Origin of the sequence: Thermosyntropha lipolytica DSM 11003, assembly GCF_900129805.1 — a bacterium.
Lineage (GTDB): Bacteria > Bacillota > Syntrophomonadia > Syntrophomonadales > Syntrophomonadaceae > Thermosyntropha > Thermosyntropha lipolytica.
In genome coordinates, this window is the sequence record NZ_FQWY01000042.1 from 1 (window position 1) to 16,886 (window position 16,886).

Consider the following 16,886-nt stretch of genomic DNA (forward strand, 5'->3'; position numbering starts at 1 on the left):
GTACGGTTGACTATAATGCCGTTTTCCTTGTGGATAAAGCTCTTGTCCCGGGTTTCTTTAACCCTCTCCGCAATAGTATTAAGCATCCAATCCCAGTCTTTTTCTTCCCACTTTTCGCTGTAGGGAGCGCGATACAAAGGCTTTTGTACCCGTTTGGGATTTATAATCTGTTTGCCGGTATGAGGATCGTAAATCTCCCTCAGGTTGAACATGGCAGCTCCTTTGGGACATGCTGCTCCTAGGTTAACAGGGTTGTCCGGATCTCCCTGTACGCTTAAAAGTTTAGTTTCGCTGCCTTCTTTGTCCTCCGCATAGACTACCAGCCCGCAGCCTGAGCCGCAAAAAGGACATATGGTGGGAACTGGTTTAACATTTTTAATGCGGAGTTCTTTTACAGCGGCTTTAGCTTTTTGGGTGTCAAAACCCAGATCAGTGATAGCTAGAGCAGCTGCTGTAGCCCCGGTTGCCTTTAAAAACTGTCTTCTGGTAACCTGCATCCCTCACCCTCTCCTTTCTTTTGGTTGACTTTTGAAAGTTCCTGAATATAGGTTTTTTAAATATAAATTAATAAATAAAAGTTATAAATATTATTTAAATATTTTATATATCTTTAAATATTTTATCTCATAGAGTGATAAAAAGACAATACTAAAAAATGCCCGGAGGTTAAAATTGGCTCTTTTAACTTACTCGTCTTTCATTACATAAGATAGATATAGAAGATAAAACATTTAAACCGCGAAAGGATGATAAGATGGCAACTGTGAATTATACTACCGGGCCCATAAGCAGCAGTGATGATATGGACCAGATCAGGATAGAAATTCTTAATAATTCTTCCAGTCGGCAGACGGCCAGGGTAAGGCTTTATGATCTTTCTTTTGCTCCCAAAAGGCTTTTGATTTCTCAGGAGATAAGGCTGCAGGCTAGAAGTACTGCTACCATTGATATCCCGGCAAGTAATCTGGAAAGATGGGAAGTACAGGTAAGTGCTACTTCTACCAGTGTTCGTCCCTGGGTGGGGGGAAAAAGCAAAGGCCAGAATATCCCGGGAACAGTTGTTTTAAATTCACAGTTTATGAGGTTTGGATGATAAATAAGGGCAGGTTGAAGTGTAGTTTAATTTGAGGTTTTAAAAAATTAACAGGTTTGCTCCAGGCGGGGACTATTTCTTAAAGAAAAGTCCCCGTTTAATTATCATAATAGGCTGTTTTATTAAATATAATCTAACAAGTCATTGTCAAAGGGGGAAGAGGGAGGATGAACAAAGCTAAAAAACTTAAAAAAATGGGGATAGTTTTATTGCTGGCCATGCTGGTCAATTTAGCCATACCGGCTTATATTCAGGCTGAGCCAGTAGATGTCAAGGCCGAGTCTTATGTCTTAATGGATGCCGATTCAGGCAAGGTTTTGCTGGCTAAAAATGAGCATAAAAAGATGGCTCCCGCCAGTATGACTAAATTGATGACTCTTATATTGGCTTTTCAGGATCTGGAAGCAGGCAAGGTAGGGCTTAAGGATAAAGTAGTAGCCAGTGAAAATGCCTGGAAAATGGGAGGATCCCAGATATATTTGGAACCAGGCGAAGAAATGACTTTTGAAGATATGCTGATTGCTATTGCTGTAGGATCAGCCAATGATGCCTGTGTAGCAGTAGCTGAACATTTGGAGGGAACGGAAAAAAACTTTGTTGTCCGCATGAATGCTGAGGCTAAAAGGATGGGACTTAAAAATACACATTTTGTAAATTCTCATGGGCTTACGGCTGATAATCACTATACGACGGCGTATGATATGGCGGTTATTGCCCGTTATGCTTTAAAATACCCCAAACTTCTGGAATATTGTTCCATTAAGGAATATAATCTGCGGCAGGGGGAATTTAAGCTTTTTAATACCAATAAGCTTTTATGGTGGTATGAAGGAGCAGATGGTTTTAAAACCGGCTATACAGATAAAGCCAAGTTTTGTTTGACTTCTACGGCTAAAAGAAATGGCTTAAGGCTTATTGCCGTTGTTATGGCTTCTCCGAAAAAACATGATAATTTCCGGGATTCTATGCAGCTTTTAAATTATGGATTTGCCAGATATTCATTTAAAACATTTTTTGCCCAGGGAAGTGTATGTGGAACGGTAAAGGTGGGAAAGGGAATAAGTGATAGGGTGGAAGTGGTAGCTGAGGAAAATGTAGGCACCATTGTGGAAAAGGGGCAGGAAAAGACAGTTACCGCCGAAAAAATCTTAGCTAGTTATGTGAATGCCCCGGTGGAGAAAGGACAAAAGCTGGGAGAAATGAAGGTTTACCGCCATGGGGAACTGGTAAAAACAGTTAATCTGCTAGCTGCGCAAGAAGTATCTCGTGCTGGCTGGTTAAAACAGATTATGAAGATGTTTGCCGAAACTTATCTATTGTAATTGGAATTTAGTGGAAGGAATTATAATTTTTTTACAGAAAATAGTAATAGCAACTGTTGAAGGAGGGGATAGCCAAGTGGATGTAGAAATTAAAATGGTGCGCAATACACTAGTTATACGTGTAAATGGGGAACTAGATATGGTAATGGCCGAAAAGCTTAAAAAGGAAATGGAAGCCAGGCTAGATGAGGGGGAGGTAAAAAATCTTATTGTTAATCTGGAAAAGGTTACTTTTATTGATAGTTCAGGGCTGGGGGTAATTATTGCCGGCTATAAAAAAGTGATGGCGGCTAATGGACGTATGTATATAGTAGGAGCCAAGCCTAATGTAAAGAGAATTCTTATTTTGTCAGGAGTTAGCAAGCTTATACCTATATACGATACGGAACAGGAAGTGATTAATTTATAAAGGAGGTGAATACCAGCCTGGCAGCTGGTCCAGTTATGAATGTGAAAAACTATGTGCGTTTTGAATTCCAAAGCCTTCCGGAGAATATTTCTTTTGCCCGCTCCTGTGTAGCAGCTTTTGCTGCCCAGCTTGACTGTACCCTGGATGATATTGAGGAGATAAAGCTGGTAGTATCAGAAGCCGTATCCAATTCGATTATACATGGCTATGCCAGTAATCCTCATGAAAAGGTAGTTATTGCCGTATCGATAATGGATGATGATACCCTGGAGATTATTGTGGAAGATTATGGTGTGGGGATTGAAGATGTAGAGAAGGCTATGGAGCCGACTTATTCAACAGATCCGTCCCGTATGGGATTAGGCTTTACTTTCATGAAATCATTTATGGATGAACTCGAAGTAGTAAGTAAGCCGGGTAAAGGGACAACGGTAAAGCTGAAAAGAAATTTTGCTGTTGCCAATAAAGAAGCCTATGCTTAAAAAGGGGGGGGATCAAGGTGTCATCTCCGGGTCCCTATGATGAAAATGAAGAGCTGATAATAAGAGCCCAAAATGGGGATATAGAAGCTAAAACCCGTTTATATGAAGCGAACAAAGGCCTTATTTATATGGTTCTGGAAAGGTTTAAAAATACTTCCTATGACTATGAAGACCTTTTTCAAATAGGTTCTATAGGATTATTGAAGGCTATTGATAAATTTGATTTTAATTTTAATGTTCGTTTTTCTACCTATGCTGTTCCTATGATAATAGGAGAAATTAAAAAATTTTTGCGGGATGATGGCATAGTCAAGGTGCAGCGGGGAGTAAAGGAAATATATGCTAAGGTTAGATGGGCAGAGGACAAGCTGAGGGCTGATCTGGGAAGAGAGCCGACGGTAGGTGAATTGGCAGATTTTTTGGAGATAAGCAAGGAAGATATAGTCCTGGCTATGGAAGCATGTCAGGCACCTGCCTATATCCATGATGTAATGCCTTCAGACGAAAAAGAGCAGCTTTCGCTTATAGATAAAATTCCCGTCGATGAGAGCAATACGGTTTTGCTGGAGCATATAGCCCTCCGGGAAGCTATGGAAAGGCTTGATCCGCGAGAGAGAGAAGTTATTATCAGGCGTTTTTTCAAAGATGAAACTCAGGCGGCTATTGCTCAAAATCTAGGAGTTTCTCAGGTGCAGGTTTCGCGCATTGAAAAAGCTGCTATAAATAAACTGAAAGCGATACTTGAATAAAACTCCTTGCCGGGAGAAAAAATAGAGGTAAAAAGGCAAAGGAGGGATAGGTTTTGCACGTTAAAGTAGCTGAACTGGTAGCAGAATCTAAAAAAAGCTGGCAGGATGCTGTGGAAACAGCAGTAGCCGAAGCTTCCAAGACTTATAAGAACATAACCGGGGTAGAAATTTACAACATGACAGCTGACTGCAAGGATAACAAGATTATCGAGTACAAGGCTAATATTGGTATAGCTTATGTAGAATAAGTTTTTTCAGCTTGACACGAGAGATGGGTTTTTTAGGGATCAATTGCAATTTTTGCAGTAAAAAAGCTCAAGACCCTGCAGGAAAGGGCTACTTGAGCTTTTTTCTATTGTACTTAATTAAAAACCATTTCTTTTGCTATTTGGCTGTGCTTGACTAAGAAATATTTTTATGGTAACCTCTTATGTGGGTCGTTTGCTTTTGCAACCGCTCAATCCGGGTTATAAAACGGCATAGGGCCTACCTGGGATTGGCGAGTCTAAAAATGTGGAGGTGTGTTAGTTGTACGCAGTAATTAAAACCGGCGGCAAACAGTATAAGGTAAGTGAAGGCGACATTATCAAGGTGGAAAAACTGCCGGCAGAAGAAGGACAGGAAATAGTTTTTGAAGAAGTGCTGCTCATTAATGACGAGAATGGCAATGTAAAAGTAGGAAAACCGTTGGTAGAAGGAGCTAAAGTTACCGCTCAGGTTCTGGAACAGGGTAAGGGTAAAAAAATCTATGTTATGAAGTATAAGCGCAGAAAGAACTACCGCCGGAAAAAAGGGCACAGACAGCCGTTTACCAAGGTTAAGATTCAGAAGATTGAAGGGTAAATGATTAGGGTAGTTATATGCTATGAGGGTGAATATATAACCGGTTTTATGGTTAAAGGCCATGCTGGTTATGCGGATCCAGGTTATGACATATACTGTGCAGGTATATCGGCAATTACCCAGACTGCATTGCTAGGCCTTTTGAAGCATTTAAAAACCAAACCTGATTATTCTATAAGCAAAGGTGATTTAAAGGTAAAGCTTCCTCGCCATTTGGATGGTGAAGACCTTAATAAGGCGCAGATTATACTTTCCACGATGGAGGCGGGGATTTCTTCCCTGGAGGAAGCTTATAAGGATTATGTGAGGCTGGAAATAAGGAGGTGCTGAAAATGTTCAGATTTGACCTGCAGCTTTTTGCTCATAAGAAAGGGGTAGGAAGCTCTAAAAACGGACGGGATAGCGAATCTAAAAGATTAGGTATAAAAAGATATGATGGTCAGGTAGTAAGAGCTGGCAATATCCTGGTTAGACAGAGAGGAACTAAGATTCACCCGGGTAAAAATGTTATGCGCGGCGGAGACGATACCCTGTTTGCCGTTATTGATGGGGTAGTAAAATTTGAAAGAAAAGGCCGCGATAAGAAACAGGTGAGTGTATATCCTCTGGAAACTATAACTATGTAATCTGTTCCCTTATTATAAAACCCCTGGAGTTTTTCAGGGGTTTTTGTTATTATTAGGCAGATGAAGGGTTTTTTAAGAGGGGGAATGATGGTGGAAGCCGAAAAAGTGCTGGAGATTTTGAAGCGCGTAAGGCATGATCTGGGAAATCATCTGCAGGTTATAAGCGGCTATCTTGACTTGGGGTATCTGGATGAAATAAGAAATTATATAGATGAGGTAACCAGGTATATGCAATATGAAAAATGGCTGTTTGCTTCGGCAGAGCCCGAAATAGCTTTGTACCTCTATTATCAGATGTTAAGAGGAGAAGAATTAGGAGCAGTAATAAGGTATAAGGATATAAAAGTACATGATTTGCGAATAATAGAAAAGACTGATGAGCCTTATGCAACTATTTCCGGTTGGTGTGGGAAATTAAACCATAAGGATGATGCGGTGTTTGAAGTAGTTTTGGTGCAAAAAGGAAAGGAAGTAGAAATGCGTATTAAGACAGGAACAGATGAGATTACGCGTGTACTTAAGGAGTGAGGATATGTTTGTTGATTATGCTAAGATTTATGTAAAAGGCGGAGATGGAGGCAACGGGATAGTTGCTTTTCGGCGCGAAAAATATGTGCCTATGGGTGGCCCTTCCGGAGGAGATGGAGGGAGAGGAGGAAATGTAATTTTTGTAGCTGATGAAGGGTTAAAGACTTTGCTTGACTTCCGCTATAAAAAGCACTTTAAGGCAGAACGCGGAGAACATGGACAGGGCAAGAACATGCATGGCAGATCAGGGGAAGATTTGATTGTTAAGGTTCCCGTAGGTACCGTTATAAAAGATGATGCGACTGGAGAAGTTATAGCTGATCTTACCCAGCATGGGCAGGAAGTTATAGTGGCCAGGGGAGGAAGAGGAGGAAGGGGCAATGCCCGTTTCGTAAGTTCCGTCAACCGTGCCCCTACCTTTGCGGAAAATGGGGAGCCGGGAGAGGAAAGATGGATAAGGCTTGAACTAAAGCTGCTGGCTGATGTGGGTCTGGTAGGATTTCCTAATGCCGGAAAATCTACCCTTATATCCCGGGTTTCAGCGGCTAAACCTAAGATAGCGGATTATCCTTTTACTACCCTGGTGCCTAACCTGGGGGTGGTAAGGACCAAAAATGGTGACACTTTTGTAATGGCTGATATACCTGGACTTATTGAAAATGCAGCTGAAGGAGCAGGCCTGGGGCATGATTTCCTGCGCCATATCGAGAGGACCAGGGTTTTGCTGTTTGTGCTTGATACCGCCCAAACCGAAGGAAGAGATGTGCTGGAGGATTATAAGATTTTGCGCACCGAGCTTGAAAAATATAATCCGGAGCTTCTTAAAAGGCCCTATCTTATAGTAGCCAATAAGATGGACATACCTGAAGCCAGTGAAAACTTTAGGCGTTTAAAGGAAGCGTATGGGGACAAAGTCCATCCTATATCGGCCGTTACGGGAGAAGGGATTGAAGAATTGATAGAAAAGGTTTATGAGCTTTTACAGCAGGTACCGGAAGATTTGTATGTGGGTGAAGAGCGGGTAGTACGCAAATACGAAGAAGAGGTGCCTTTTGTAATAAATAAGGTTGATGGGGTTTACGAAGTCAGCGGGAAAAGGATTGAAAAACTGGTGGCTATGACTAATTTCAATACTGAGGAAGGCTTGCGCCGGTTTCAACATGCAGTTATCAAAATGGGATTAGAAGATGCTTTAAAAGAGATGGGTATAAAAGAAGGAGATATTGTACGCATAAAGGACCTGGAATTTGAATATACTGAATAGTTTGGGTGATAAGGATGATAGAACGCAAAGATTTAAATAAATGCAGGCGGATAGTTATAAAAGTAGGAACCAGCACTTTGACTTATAAAAACGGGCAGCTAAATCTTAAGCGGATAGACAAGCTGGTAAGGCAGATGGCTGACCTGCACAATCAGGATAAGGAGGTCCTGCTGGTAAGTTCAGGGGCTATTGGGGTAGGAGCCAGTCGTATGGGTCTTAAAAAAGTTCCCCTTACTATGCCGGAAAAACAGGCTCTAGCAGCCATAGGTCAGGGCGCCCTCCTACATATTTATGAAAAGATTTTTGCTGAATATGGTAAAACCGTAGCTCAAGTTTTGCTTACCCGTGGTGATTTTGATGAGCGGATACGCTATTTAAATGCTACTAATGCTTTACTCGCTATTTTGCATATGGGGGTAATTCCTATCATAAATGAAAACGATACCGTAGTTGTAGAAGAGATAAGATTTGGGGATAATGATACTTTATCGGCACTGGTAGCCGGCGTAGTCGATGCCGACCTGCTTATTATCCTTTCCGATGTGGATGGGCTTTATGACCGTGATCCCCGGCGGGATAAGGATGCTTTGCTTTTGAGTGAAGTTTATGAAATAACGGAAGAAATAGAAGAAAATTCGAAAAGCAAAGGAAGCAGGTTTTCCAGCGGGGGCATGTACACCAAGCTTAAGGCGGCCCGCATGTGTATGGCAGCAGGTATTCCTATGCTGATAGCTAACAGCGAGGAAGATAATGTTATAACCCGCCTGATGGAAGGCGAAAAATTAGGGACCCTTTTTGTTCCCCGGGAAGAAAAAATGCAGGCGCGCAAAAAATGGATTGCTTTTGGCCGTTTGCCCCAGGGCGAAATAGTAGTCGATGATGGAGCCAAAGAAGCACTGCTAGCCAAGGGGAAAAGCCTCCTTCCTTCCGGGGTGGTAGAAGTTAGAGGAGATTTTCAGCCCGGGGAAGTAGTCAAGGTATTGACTTTAGAAGGCAGGGAGATTGCCCGGGGGCTTACCAACTATGGTGCTGAGGAAATACGGCTTATTGCAGGGAAAAATACCCGCAGTATAGAAAAGATATTAGGGTACAAAGATTATGATGAAGTTATTCACCGCAATAATTTGTGGGTGGAATGCTGATTTTATCTAAGGGGGAATAAAAGTTGGATGCTGGACTTGAAGCTATGCTTATTGAACAGGGAAAAAAGGCGAAAAAGGCAGCCCGCTTTCTAGCTACTGCTTCTACGGAACTTAAAAATAAGGCCCTTTTTAAGATGGCCGAAAGCCTTGAAGCCTATGAAGAAGAAATCCTCGCTGGCAACAGCAGAGATTTAGAAGAAGGAAGAAAAGCCGGGTTAAGTTCTGCTATGCTGGAAAGGCTCACCTTAAATCCCTCCCGCATAAAGGCTATGGCTGATGGGCTAAGGGAAATCGCGCTTCTTCCCGATCCGGTAGGAGAAGTTCTGGAAATGGTAAGAAGGCCTAACGGGCTTGACATAGGCCGGATAAGGACTCCTATAGGGGTTATAGGCATAATATACGAATCAAGGCCTAATGTGACGGCTGATGCGGCTGGTTTATGCCTGAAATCGGGCAATGCTATCCTGCTTAGAGGCGGGGAAGAAGCTATAAACTCTAACCGTGCTATTGCCAAAGCTATTGCCCAAGCAGCCATGTCTTGCGGAATACCGGAGGGCGCTATTCAGCTGGTGGATAGTACAGACCGGGAAGCAGCCCTGTATATGATGAAGATGCACGAATATATAGATGTTCTAATACCGCGGGGAGGAAAAGGCCTGAAAAAGGCCGTGCAGGAAAATGCTATGGTCCCGGTGATAATGACCGGCATGGGCAATTGTCATGTGTATATTGATGAATTTGCCGATATGGAAAAAGCAGTAAGGATTGCTTTTAATGCCAAGGTACAGAGGCCTTCCGTATGTAATGCCTGTGAAACCCTGCTGGTACATGAGAGAATCGCTCCTCAATTTCTTCCGCTTATTGCGGAAAAATACCGGGAAGCGGGGGTTGAAATGCGGGGCTGTGCCAGGACCAGGGCTATAATCGGAGGGATTAAAGAGGCTACCGAGGCGGACTGGGAAGAAGAATACCTGGATCTTATAATAGCTATTAAAGTAGTCTCTTCTCTGGAAGAGGCGATTGAGCATATAAATACTTACGGAACCGGGCATAGTGAAGCTATTGTAACCGAAAACTATACCCATTCCCGGCTTTTTATGGTAGCAGTAGATGCGGCAGCTGTCTATACGAATGCTTCTACCCGCTTTACAGATGGAGGAGTGTTTGGTTTTGGAGCCGAGATGGGTATAAGCACGCAAAAGCTTCATGCCCGTGGGCCCATGGGGCTTAGGGAACTTACTACGGTTAAATTTATAATTTATGGTGATGGACAGGTAAGAGAATAGTTAAAGGCGGGTTCAAGGCGGGTTCCTTCCCGCCTTTATTCTATTATTTCCAGATGGTATTTTTCTATTTTAGCTTTATCTTCTGGCTTAAGCTGGTAGTCGCGGTCAAGGAGCTTGCGTTCTCTGGCTTCCCCGCACAATTCAGTGGAAAGATAGCGCAACCCGTTATCGTTTAACATGGTAACAATACATTTTTTATCCGGATATTTTAAAGCTACTTTGCGGGCTGCGGCCACATTGCAGCCTGATGATATGCCGCAGAATATGCCTTCTTTGCTGGCCAGTTCGCGGGACATATTTATGGCTTCTTCTGAGCTTACCAGTACCACTCCATCGATATAATCTAAATCCAGTATTTCAGGGATAAGGCCATCGGCAATCCCCTGTACTTTATGGGGACCGATTCGGCCATAAGCGAGAATGGGAGACTCACTTGGTTCAGCAATATATACTTTTATAGCCGGGTTTTTACTTTTCAGGTACCTGGCAGTTCCGGTTACCGTTCCTCCTGTTCCCTGACACATGATAAAAACATCTACTTGACCTGCGGTTTGTTCCCAGATTTCCGGTCCGGTATTTTCCAGATGGGCTTCTACATTTTCCTGCCGGCAAAACTGGTCGATGTGAAAAACCTGGTCTTTATATTTTGCTTTTATCCGTTCTACTTCTTCCAGAACCAGATCTACATCAGTTTCGGCTCCGGGAGTAAGTATGAGCTTTGCTCCATAGGCCTGGATAGTTTTTTTGCGTTCTTCGCTCATGCCTTCCGGCATAACGATGATGACTTGATAGCCCTTAGCTGCTCCTACCATAGCGGTGGCAATGCCCGTATTGCCTGTTGTGCCTTCCAGGAGGATCATGCCTTTTTTAAGTTCTCCTCTGGCTTCGGCTTTTTCCACAATAGCTTTAACTACACGGTCCTTAAGGCTCCCGCTGGGGTTTACATATTCAAGTTTAGCCAGTATTTCCGGTTTCAGGTCAGCAGAGATATTTTTAAGCCTTATCATGGGGGTTAAGCCTATGGCTTCCAGAACATTATCTGCTATATAACGGTTTCTTTCCCAGTTCATGTCTAAACAACCTCCACCTGTTTATAGTTTCCATTCCTTGCCGAATTTTATCGTCCTTTGCAGAACAAATTTTTCTTTGCGGGGATAATCTTCTATAAAATCCGGCAGTCTGGCTGTTTCTCTTTTAAAAATATGGAATAATTCCTGAAAAAACGCCGGCCTTTTTTGCGGCTCGCGCAGGCTTAGACTTTTAGCTTTAAGCTCTTCGGCAATCAGCTGGTTAAGATATATTTCATAGTCAAACAGTCTTTGAAAAAAATCCCGCCAGGTTTTGAGTTCAGGTTCTTCTTCCCAGGCGATGCCGGGACAGACAAAATGACGACATATAGTTTCCCGCAAATCCTGGTCAAGTATGCAGCCTTTTTCAGGGTTGTGAAAATGGCAGCGGTAGCTATCGCCATCTATCATGCTGTTTACCGTCAGAGATGAGTCGAGAACAGTGATACGGGGAATCTTAAAAAGGTATTCCAGAAGATCAGGGTTTTTTTGCATAAGATAAGCAAAGTCAGTTGGATAAAAGACAGGTGAGTAATAGCCACAGCATCCTTTGCCATCTAAGCGCGGGCAGGTTGTACAGAGATCTACTTCAATATAACTGCGTAGTTCTCTATTATGAAAAATCAGCGTGATTTCTTTTTCCATCTTTCCCTCTCCCACCTTTAATACCAACATTATAGATTTTTTCACATTTAAAGGGAAGAGCCTATTTTATTATTTATTTGCATTTTAAAGAAAGGGCAGTTATTATTTACTATGTGAGGAAAAAAGGAGAAAAAGCAGGTGGTTTTTTTGTCGGCTCTGGGGATTATGGGAGGAACCTTTGACCCTGTGCATATTGGACACTTGCTGGCAGCGGAATGGGTAAGGTCTGAATTTAATATGGATAAGGTGGTTTTTATTCCTGCTGCCAGTCCTCCGCATAAAGATGAAGGGGATATGACTCCTATTGAACACCGCTACCGTATGGTAGAACTGGCCATACAGGATAATCCTTATTTTGAGATTTCTCCTGTAGAAAAAGAGAGAAAAGGAAAGTCTTATACGGTAGATACCATAGCTTATTTCCGGGAGAGGTATCCGGATAAAGATTTATATTTTATTATGGGGACTGATTCCCTGCTTTCCTTTCCTACCTGGAAAAAACCGGAGCTTTTAGTTACCCTGTGCAGTTTTGTCGTTGTTAGCCGTCCCGGTTATGTTATTCCCGCTAGTTTCTGGGAAAAAGAAGGTTTGCTTCCTTTACTGCAGCCAAAACTTTATATTCTGGAAATGCCGGGCATGGATATATCTTCCAGTGAGATAAGAGAAAGGATTAAACAGGGGAAATCTGTAAAATACCTTCTGCCACGGGAAGTGGAAGAATATATTTATAAACACAGTCTGTACCGGAGGTCATATGATGTATGATATAGATAAAATAACGGAAATAGTAGCTTTAAGGCTTTCCCCCGGACGCTTTAAACATTCGCTGGAGGTAGCCAGAGAAGCCCGGAGGCTGGCAGAAAAGCTGGGATTAGATGAAGAAAAGGCTTACCTGGCCGGTATCGTGCATGATTATGCCAAAGGAATAGCAGGTGATAAGCTTATTCTTCTGGCGGAAGAATTTGCTTTGCTGGATGATCCTATATACCGGGAAGTTCCCGATCTTTTACATGCTCCGGTGGGAGCTTTTCTGGTACAAAAGGAGCTGAAGATTGAGGATCCTGAAATATTAAATGCGGTTGCCCGTCATACCCTGGGGGATATTAAGATGAGTACCCTGGATAAAGTCATTTTTTTGGCAGATATGATTGAACCCGGACGGGATTTTCCCGGTATTGAAAGGCTAAGATGCTTGACGGAGAGAAACTTAGATCAGGCTATGCTCTATGCTCTGGAATCGACTATCTGCTACTGTATGGAAAAGGGGAGGATAATTCATCCCCGTACGGTTATAGTAAGGAATATTTTTTTACAAAAGCTGAAGTGACGGGGGTTTAAAATTAATGATCCCGGGAATCTGCAAATTATGCTAATATAATAATTGATGGCTACTTGGCAAAAAATATTAAAAATTTTAAGGAGGAAGTGTGGTTGGCTTATAACAAAAATGAGGTGCTTAAGACGCTGGTCGAGGCCTGTCTGGATGGAAAGGGTTTTGATTTATCCATATTGGAAGTAAAAGACCTTACCATACTGGCTGATTATTTTGTTATTGTAAGTGGGAGGAGTCACTTGCATGTGCGAAGCATTGCTGAAAATGTGATCACGGAATTAGAAACCTACGGGATAACTCCTCTGCGCAAGGAGGGCTTGCGAGAAGGGACCTGGGTAGTTTTAGATTATGGATTTATCATCCTGCATATATTCCGCGAGCAGGAAAGGGAATATTATAATCTGGAAAGCCTGTGGGGTCATGCACCCAGGCTGTCTTTGAGCCAAATTAAGTAAGAAATAAAAACAGGGGAAAATCCCCTGTTTTTTAATGCTGGAAAAAGGGGGAGGGGTGGGTGAAAACACCCAACCCTGGGGTGTAAATATATAGCAACAAAGTTGCTGCCTATTTAACTACAATATTCACCAATTTTTGCGGCACCACTATAATTTTTACGATTTTCTTATCTTTTGTCAATTCTTTTATACGCGGATGTTCAGTTACCTTCTGTTTTAATTCTTCTTCCCCAATATCAGGTGCTACATTTATCTTATCGCGAACTTTTCCATTTATCTGGATGACAATTTCTATTTCCTCCTGTATCAGGGCTTCGGGATCATACTCCGGCCATCTTTCCAGATGGATGCTGTTTTGATTCCCGATCAAATGCCACAGCTCTTCGCAGATATGGGGGCAGAATGGGCTTAACAGCAAGAGCATAGCATTTATAGCCTCTTTTATTACTTTCAGGTTCTGCGTTTCCCCATGGGCATAGTCATTTAAAGTGTTGGAAAGTTCCATAATAGCACTTACGGCCGTATTGAAGTTGAACCTTTCTTCAATATCTTCTGTTACTTTCTTAATGGTGGCATGGGTTTTATAATGCAGTTTTTTAGCTTCCCGGTCGAAAACTTCACTTTTATCCGGCAGATCTACTGAGGCTATTTTATCAGCATAACTGGTTACTGTGCGCCATACGCGGTTAAGGAAGCGGTAGCACCCTTCTACTCCTTGATCGCTCCACTCCAGGTCTTTTTCCGGAGGGGAAGCAAAAAGTATGAAGAGACGGGCAGTATCAGCACCGTATTTATTTATTATTTCTTCCGGGCTTACCACATTGCCTTTGGATTTAGACATTTTAGAACCATCTTTTAAAACCATGCCCTGGGTTAAAAGATTGGTAAAAGGCTCTACACAGGAAAGCATTCCTATGTCATATAAGAACTTGGTAAAGAAACGGGCGTACATAAGGTGCAGTATAGCATGTTCAACTCCCCCTATGTACTGGTCAACTGGCATCCAGTAGTCAACAGCTTTTTTATCAAAAGGCACTTCAGTTTCATGGGGACTGCAGTAGCGATTAAAGTACCAGGAAGAGCAGACAAAAGTATCCATGGTATCAGTTTCTCTTCTGGCTTCCCGACCGCAGTTGGGACAGGTAGTTTTATAGAATTCTTCCACATATTTCAAAGGTGATTCCCCATTAGGCTTAAATTCCACATTTTCGGGCAGTAATACCGGCAGGTCTTTTTCCGGTACCGGCACAATATCGCAGTTCTCACAGTAGATAATAGGAATAGGAGCTCCCCAGTAGCGCTGGCGGGATATAAGCCAGTCACGCAAGCGGTAGTTTACAGTCCCCTTACCTATGCCTTTTTCTTCCATATAAGCGATTACGGCTTTCTTACCTTCTTCGACCGTAAGGCCGTCAAAAGATCCGGAATTGATCATTACCCCATCACCGGTGTAAGCAGCCGTCATTTCTTCAGCTGTGGCGGGTGAATCTTCCCCTTTTATAACTACTTTTATCGGCAGGTTGTATTTGCGCGCAAATTCAAAGTCGCGCTGGTCATGAGCAGGAACGGCCATTATGGCACCGGTTCCGTACTCCATAAGTACATAGTTGGCTATCCAAATGGGAACCTTTTCGCCATTCATCGGATTTATAGCGTAGGCTCCGGTGAATACCCCTTCTTTTTCCGTTTCATTGGAGGTACGGGTTATTTCATTGAGGTATTTCATGCGTTCTACAAAAGCTTTGACTTCCTTTTCCTGCGGTTTTCCTTGAGATATTTTTTCCACCAGAGGATGTTCAGGGGCTAAAACCATATAGGTTACGCCGAAAACCGTATCAGGACGGGTAGTGAATACAGGTATTTCATCACCTGTTTCTTCTACCTGCATGGAAAACTGGCAGCCTTCACTGCGTCCTATCCAGTTTCTCTGCATAGTTTTTACTTTTTCCGGCCAGCCGGAAAGCAGTTCCAGATCGTCCAAAAGCCGCTGGGCATAGGCTGTAATTTTAAAGAACCACTGTTCAAGCTGTTTTTTCTCTACGGTTGCTTCACAGCGTTCGCATTTGCCTTCCACTACCTGTTCATTGGCAAGCACGGTTTGACAGGAAGGACACCAGTTGACGGCAGAATATTTTTTGTAGGCCAGTCCATGTTCATAGAGTTTTAAAAACATCCACTGGGTAAATTTGTAGTAGTCAGGCTTGCAGGTAGCTATTTCCCGGGTCCAGTCATAGCTTATGCCCAGGCTTTTGAGCTGTCTTTTCATATTGGCTATGTTGTCATAGGTCCATTTAGCAGGATGATGGCCATGCTTTATGGCAGCATTTTCAGCCGGCAGGCCAAAGGCATCCCAGCCCATAGGGTGCAGTACATTATATCCCTTCATAGTTTTAAAGCGGGCTACTACATCTCCTATGGCATAATTGCGCACATGTCCCATGTGCAGGTTGCCTGACGGATAGGGGAACATCTCTAAGTTATAGTATTTCGGTTTCTGGCTGTCTTCTTTTACCTGGTAGAAATTATTTTCTTCCCAGTACTTTTGCCATTTAGCCTCAATAGCTTTAAAATCGTACCTGATATCCATAAATAGTTTCTGCCTCCCTGATGGAATATCATCATATAAAAATAAAAACCCTCTTCCCTAACTTAAGGGACGAGAGTTCCCGCGGTACCACCCTTGTTGACAAATAAAACAATGGTGGAGCTAGAGGGATTCGAACCCTCGACCTCTTGAATGCCATTCAAGCGCGCTCCCAACTGCGCCATAGCCCCACATCTTTGTCCGCTCATTACCATAACGGAGGTTACCGTTACAGGCTACTCTACTTCACCTGTAAAGCTCCCCGGCGAGTTCGGCTGTCTGTATACTGCCTTGCACCACCCGGCAGCTCTCTTTATTTACAGCCTACTACTCCGGTTCCCCGCTTTTTATTATGCAATTCACAAGACATATTCTATGATAATTTTTTGTGCATGTCAAGAAAAAAATTAAAAATATTATAGGAAAGGTAATAAAAAGAAGCATAAACTTGGGGAGAAGGCAAAAACTATTATTGATGCCACAAAGAAAGGAGGAAAAGCCATGAAAATGAATGGCAAGCAGACTATAAGCTGCAGTGTTTCCAGCTGCAAACATTATGACAACAATTATTGCAAGTTGCAGCAGATCCAGGTAAGCCCCATCAGTAATGTAAACAGCGGCTGTGCAGAAGATGAAAATTACTGTGCCAGCTATGAGAAGAAATAAGGTGGCAAATTAAAGCTTTATAACCAATTAAAACAAAGAGGAAGAGATAAGATCTCTTCCTCACAGATTGTAGACAAAACCGCTTTTAGAGGTGCTAATCTAAAAGCGGTTTTCTTTTTTACATGCGAGATAATATGTAAAATATACCAAAAGCCAAAATTTGAAAATAAAAAAACACCATATACTGGTGTTGCCGGAGGGAGTTCTTTCTGTTTTCTTTTCCAGGTGGCTAACTTCTTTAAATTCATGCAGGCAAACAGAAGCGTGAGGTAATCTCCTACTTTCCTCAAGCCTCTTAAATTTGTATACCTCATGCCATGTTTCTCTTTGGCATCCGCAAATACCCGTTCGATGGTTTCTCCTCGTTTTTGGTATAATTCTTTACCGTATTC

The 16,886-nt window shown here is 42.5% G+C and carries 22 protein-coding genes, 1 tRNA gene and 1 other annotated feature; of the genes, 17 read left to right on the forward strand and 6 right to left on the reverse strand.

The annotated features are described in order from the left end of the window. Positions 1 to 497, reverse strand: a 497-nt coding sequence (locus BUB92_RS09470; protein ID WP_143156920.1) for a twin-arginine translocation signal domain-containing protein, incomplete at its 3' end; no start/stop codon positions are given. Between the two features lie 257 nt (positions 498 to 754). Between BUB92_RS09470 and BUB92_RS09475 the strand changes: the two genes are divergently transcribed. The 13 genes from BUB92_RS09475 (at position 755) to BUB92_RS09535 (ending at position 9,744) form a co-directional block, all read left to right on the forward strand. Beyond that, positions 755 to 1,093, forward strand: coding sequence for a hypothetical protein (locus BUB92_RS09475; protein WP_073093226.1), 339 nt, complete (start codon positions 755 to 757; stop codon positions 1,091 to 1,093). Positions 1,094 to 1,260: 167 nt separating this feature from the next. After that, complete coding sequence (locus tag BUB92_RS09480) at positions 1,261 to 2,415, forward strand: D-alanyl-D-alanine carboxypeptidase family protein (RefSeq protein WP_073093227.1); 1,155 nt, start codon at positions 1,261 to 1,263, stop codon at positions 2,413 to 2,415. 76 nt (positions 2,416 to 2,491) lie between these two features. Further along, positions 2,492 to 2,824: an STAS domain-containing protein gene (locus BUB92_RS09485; protein ID WP_073093228.1), complete on the forward strand. Its 333-nt coding sequence runs from the start codon at positions 2,492 to 2,494 to the stop codon at positions 2,822 to 2,824. Positions 2,825 to 2,859: 35 nt separating this feature from the next. Beyond that, entirely contained in the window at positions 2,860 to 3,306 is a 447-nt protein-coding gene (gene spoIIAB, locus BUB92_RS09490) for an anti-sigma F factor (RefSeq protein WP_073093230.1), read from the forward strand. Between the two features lie 17 nt (positions 3,307 to 3,323). Further along, positions 3,324 to 4,055, forward strand: coding sequence for a SigB/SigF/SigG family RNA polymerase sigma factor (locus BUB92_RS09495; RefSeq protein WP_084728449.1), 732 nt, complete (start codon positions 3,324 to 3,326; stop codon positions 4,053 to 4,055). 53 nt (positions 4,056 to 4,108) lie between these two features. Beyond that, positions 4,109 to 4,303 carry a dodecin family protein gene (locus tag BUB92_RS09500; protein ID WP_073093234.1) on the forward strand — a complete coding sequence of 65 codons (195 nt, stop codon included), beginning with the start codon at positions 4,109 to 4,111 and terminating at the stop codon, positions 4,301 to 4,303. A 193-nt stretch (positions 4,304 to 4,496) separates the two neighbouring features. Continuing rightward, positions 4,497 to 4,572, forward strand: a sequence feature (ribosomal protein L21 leader region). Between the two features lie 11 nt (positions 4,573 to 4,583). Beyond that, the gene (gene rplU / locus BUB92_RS09505; RefSeq protein WP_073093236.1) at positions 4,584 to 4,898 is read left to right on the forward strand and encodes a 50S ribosomal protein L21; all 315 of its coding nucleotides are present in this window, start codon (positions 4,584 to 4,586) and stop codon (positions 4,896 to 4,898) included. Continuing rightward, on the forward strand, positions 4,899 to 5,228 hold the full coding sequence (locus BUB92_RS09510) for a ribosomal-processing cysteine protease Prp (RefSeq protein ID WP_073093238.1): 330 nt from the start codon (positions 4,899 to 4,901) through the stop codon (positions 5,226 to 5,228). Between the two features lie 2 nt (positions 5,229 to 5,230). Next, a complete protein-coding gene (gene rpmA / locus BUB92_RS09515; RefSeq protein ID WP_073093240.1) occupies positions 5,231 to 5,524 on the forward strand; it encodes a 50S ribosomal protein L27 in 294 nt (97 codons plus the stop codon). A 90-nt stretch (positions 5,525 to 5,614) separates the two neighbouring features. Beyond that, positions 5,615 to 6,052, forward strand: coding sequence for a Spo0B domain-containing protein (locus BUB92_RS09520; RefSeq protein WP_073093242.1), 438 nt, complete (start codon positions 5,615 to 5,617; stop codon positions 6,050 to 6,052). 4 nt (positions 6,053 to 6,056) lie between these two features. Beyond that, on the forward strand, positions 6,057 to 7,316 hold the full coding sequence (obgE, locus tag BUB92_RS09525; RefSeq protein ID WP_073093243.1) for a GTPase ObgE: 1,260 nt from the start codon (positions 6,057 to 6,059) through the stop codon (positions 7,314 to 7,316). A 14-nt stretch (positions 7,317 to 7,330) separates the two neighbouring features. Further along, complete coding sequence (gene proB / locus BUB92_RS09530) at positions 7,331 to 8,458, forward strand: glutamate 5-kinase (protein ID WP_073093245.1); 1,128 nt, start codon at positions 7,331 to 7,333, stop codon at positions 8,456 to 8,458. 44 nt (positions 8,459 to 8,502) lie between these two features. Beyond that, positions 8,503 to 9,744, forward strand: a complete 1,242-nt coding sequence (locus BUB92_RS09535) for a glutamate-5-semialdehyde dehydrogenase (RefSeq protein WP_073093255.1) — start codon at positions 8,503 to 8,505, stop codon at positions 9,742 to 9,744. Positions 9,745 to 9,779: 35 nt separating this feature from the next. On the opposite strand, the gene cysK is transcribed toward BUB92_RS09535, so the two are convergent. Continuing rightward, positions 9,780 to 10,814: a cysteine synthase A gene (gene cysK / locus BUB92_RS09540; protein ID WP_073093247.1), complete on the reverse strand. Its 1,035-nt coding sequence runs from the start codon at positions 10,812 to 10,814 to the stop codon at positions 9,780 to 9,782. A 21-nt stretch (positions 10,815 to 10,835) separates the two neighbouring features. Continuing rightward, positions 10,836 to 11,456 (reverse strand): hypothetical protein, encoded by a 621-nt coding sequence (locus BUB92_RS09545; protein WP_073093249.1) that lies wholly within the window; start codon positions 11,454 to 11,456, stop codon positions 10,836 to 10,838. Positions 11,457 to 11,594: 138 nt separating this feature from the next. Between BUB92_RS09545 and nadD the strand changes: the two genes are divergently transcribed. From nadD to rsfS, 3 genes are all read left to right on the forward strand, one after another. Then, on the forward strand, positions 11,595 to 12,221 hold the full coding sequence (gene nadD, locus BUB92_RS09550; protein WP_242939046.1) for a nicotinate-nucleotide adenylyltransferase: 627 nt from the start codon (positions 11,595 to 11,597) through the stop codon (positions 12,219 to 12,221). Then, positions 12,214 to 12,783: a bis(5'-nucleosyl)-tetraphosphatase (symmetrical) YqeK gene (yqeK, locus tag BUB92_RS09555; protein WP_084728451.1), complete on the forward strand. Its 570-nt coding sequence runs from the start codon at positions 12,214 to 12,216 to the stop codon at positions 12,781 to 12,783. The genes nadD and yqeK overlap by 8 nt, the downstream gene beginning before the upstream one ends. A 104-nt stretch (positions 12,784 to 12,887) precedes the next feature. Beyond that, positions 12,888 to 13,244 (forward strand): ribosome silencing factor, encoded by a 357-nt coding sequence (gene rsfS, locus BUB92_RS09560; RefSeq protein WP_073093253.1) that lies wholly within the window; start codon positions 12,888 to 12,890, stop codon positions 13,242 to 13,244. Positions 13,245 to 13,353: 109 nt separating this feature from the next. Here the strand turns inward: rsfS and leuS are convergent, their stop codons facing one another. Both leuS and BUB92_RS09570 read right to left on the reverse strand, forming a co-directional pair. Beyond that, on the reverse strand, positions 13,354 to 15,831 hold the full coding sequence (gene leuS / locus BUB92_RS09565; RefSeq protein ID WP_143156921.1) for a leucine--tRNA ligase: 2,478 nt from the start codon (positions 15,829 to 15,831) through the stop codon (positions 13,354 to 13,356). A gap of 112 nt (positions 15,832 to 15,943) precedes the next feature. Beyond that, positions 15,944 to 16,019 (reverse strand) — tRNA-Ala (locus tag BUB92_RS09570). A gap of 310 nt (positions 16,020 to 16,329) precedes the next feature. Between BUB92_RS09570 and BUB92_RS09575 the strand changes: the two genes are divergently transcribed. After that, on the forward strand, positions 16,330 to 16,494 hold the full coding sequence (locus BUB92_RS09575) for a DUF1540 domain-containing protein (RefSeq protein WP_084728452.1): 165 nt from the start codon (positions 16,330 to 16,332) through the stop codon (positions 16,492 to 16,494). Positions 16,495 to 16,511: 17 nt separating this feature from the next. Here the strand turns inward: BUB92_RS09575 and BUB92_RS11860 are convergent. Continuing rightward, on the reverse strand, positions 16,512 to 16,886 hold a 375-nt coding region (locus tag BUB92_RS11860; RefSeq protein WP_242939047.1), incomplete at its 5' end, for a transposase.

Coding starts and splice junctions, on each gene's coding strand:
- rpmA (WP_073093240.1), top strand. CDS start 5,231: ATGTTCAGATTTGACCTGCAGCTTTTTGCTCATAAGAAAGGGGTAGGA.
- spoIIAB (WP_073093230.1), top strand. CDS start 2,860: ATGAATGTGAAAAACTATGTGCGTTTTGAATTCCAAAGCCTTCCGGAG.
- BUB92_RS09575 (WP_084728452.1), top strand. CDS start 16,330: ATGAAAATGAATGGCAAGCAGACTATAAGCTGCAGTGTTTCCAGCTGC.
- BUB92_RS09475 (WP_073093226.1), top strand. CDS start 755: ATGGCAACTGTGAATTATACTACCGGGCCCATAAGCAGCAGTGATGAT.
- BUB92_RS09480 (WP_073093227.1), top strand. CDS start 1,261: ATGAACAAAGCTAAAAAACTTAAAAAAATGGGGATAGTTTTATTGCTG.
- leuS (WP_143156921.1), bottom strand. CDS start 15,831: ATGGATATCAGGTACGATTTTAAAGCTATTGAGGCTAAATGGCAAAAG.
- yqeK (WP_084728451.1), top strand. CDS start 12,214: ATGTATGATATAGATAAAATAACGGAAATAGTAGCTTTAAGGCTTTCC.
- proB (WP_073093245.1), top strand. CDS start 7,331: ATGATAGAACGCAAAGATTTAAATAAATGCAGGCGGATAGTTATAAAA.
- BUB92_RS09545 (WP_073093249.1), bottom strand. CDS start 11,456: ATGGAAAAAGAAATCACGCTGATTTTTCATAATAGAGAACTACGCAGT.
- BUB92_RS09510 (WP_073093238.1), top strand. CDS start 4,899: ATGATTAGGGTAGTTATATGCTATGAGGGTGAATATATAACCGGTTTT.
- BUB92_RS09535 (WP_073093255.1), top strand. CDS start 8,503: ATGCTTATTGAACAGGGAAAAAAGGCGAAAAAGGCAGCCCGCTTTCTA.
- cysK (WP_073093247.1), bottom strand. CDS start 10,814: ATGAACTGGGAAAGAAACCGTTATATAGCAGATAATGTTCTGGAAGCC.
- obgE (WP_073093243.1), top strand. CDS start 6,057: ATGTTTGTTGATTATGCTAAGATTTATGTAAAAGGCGGAGATGGAGGC.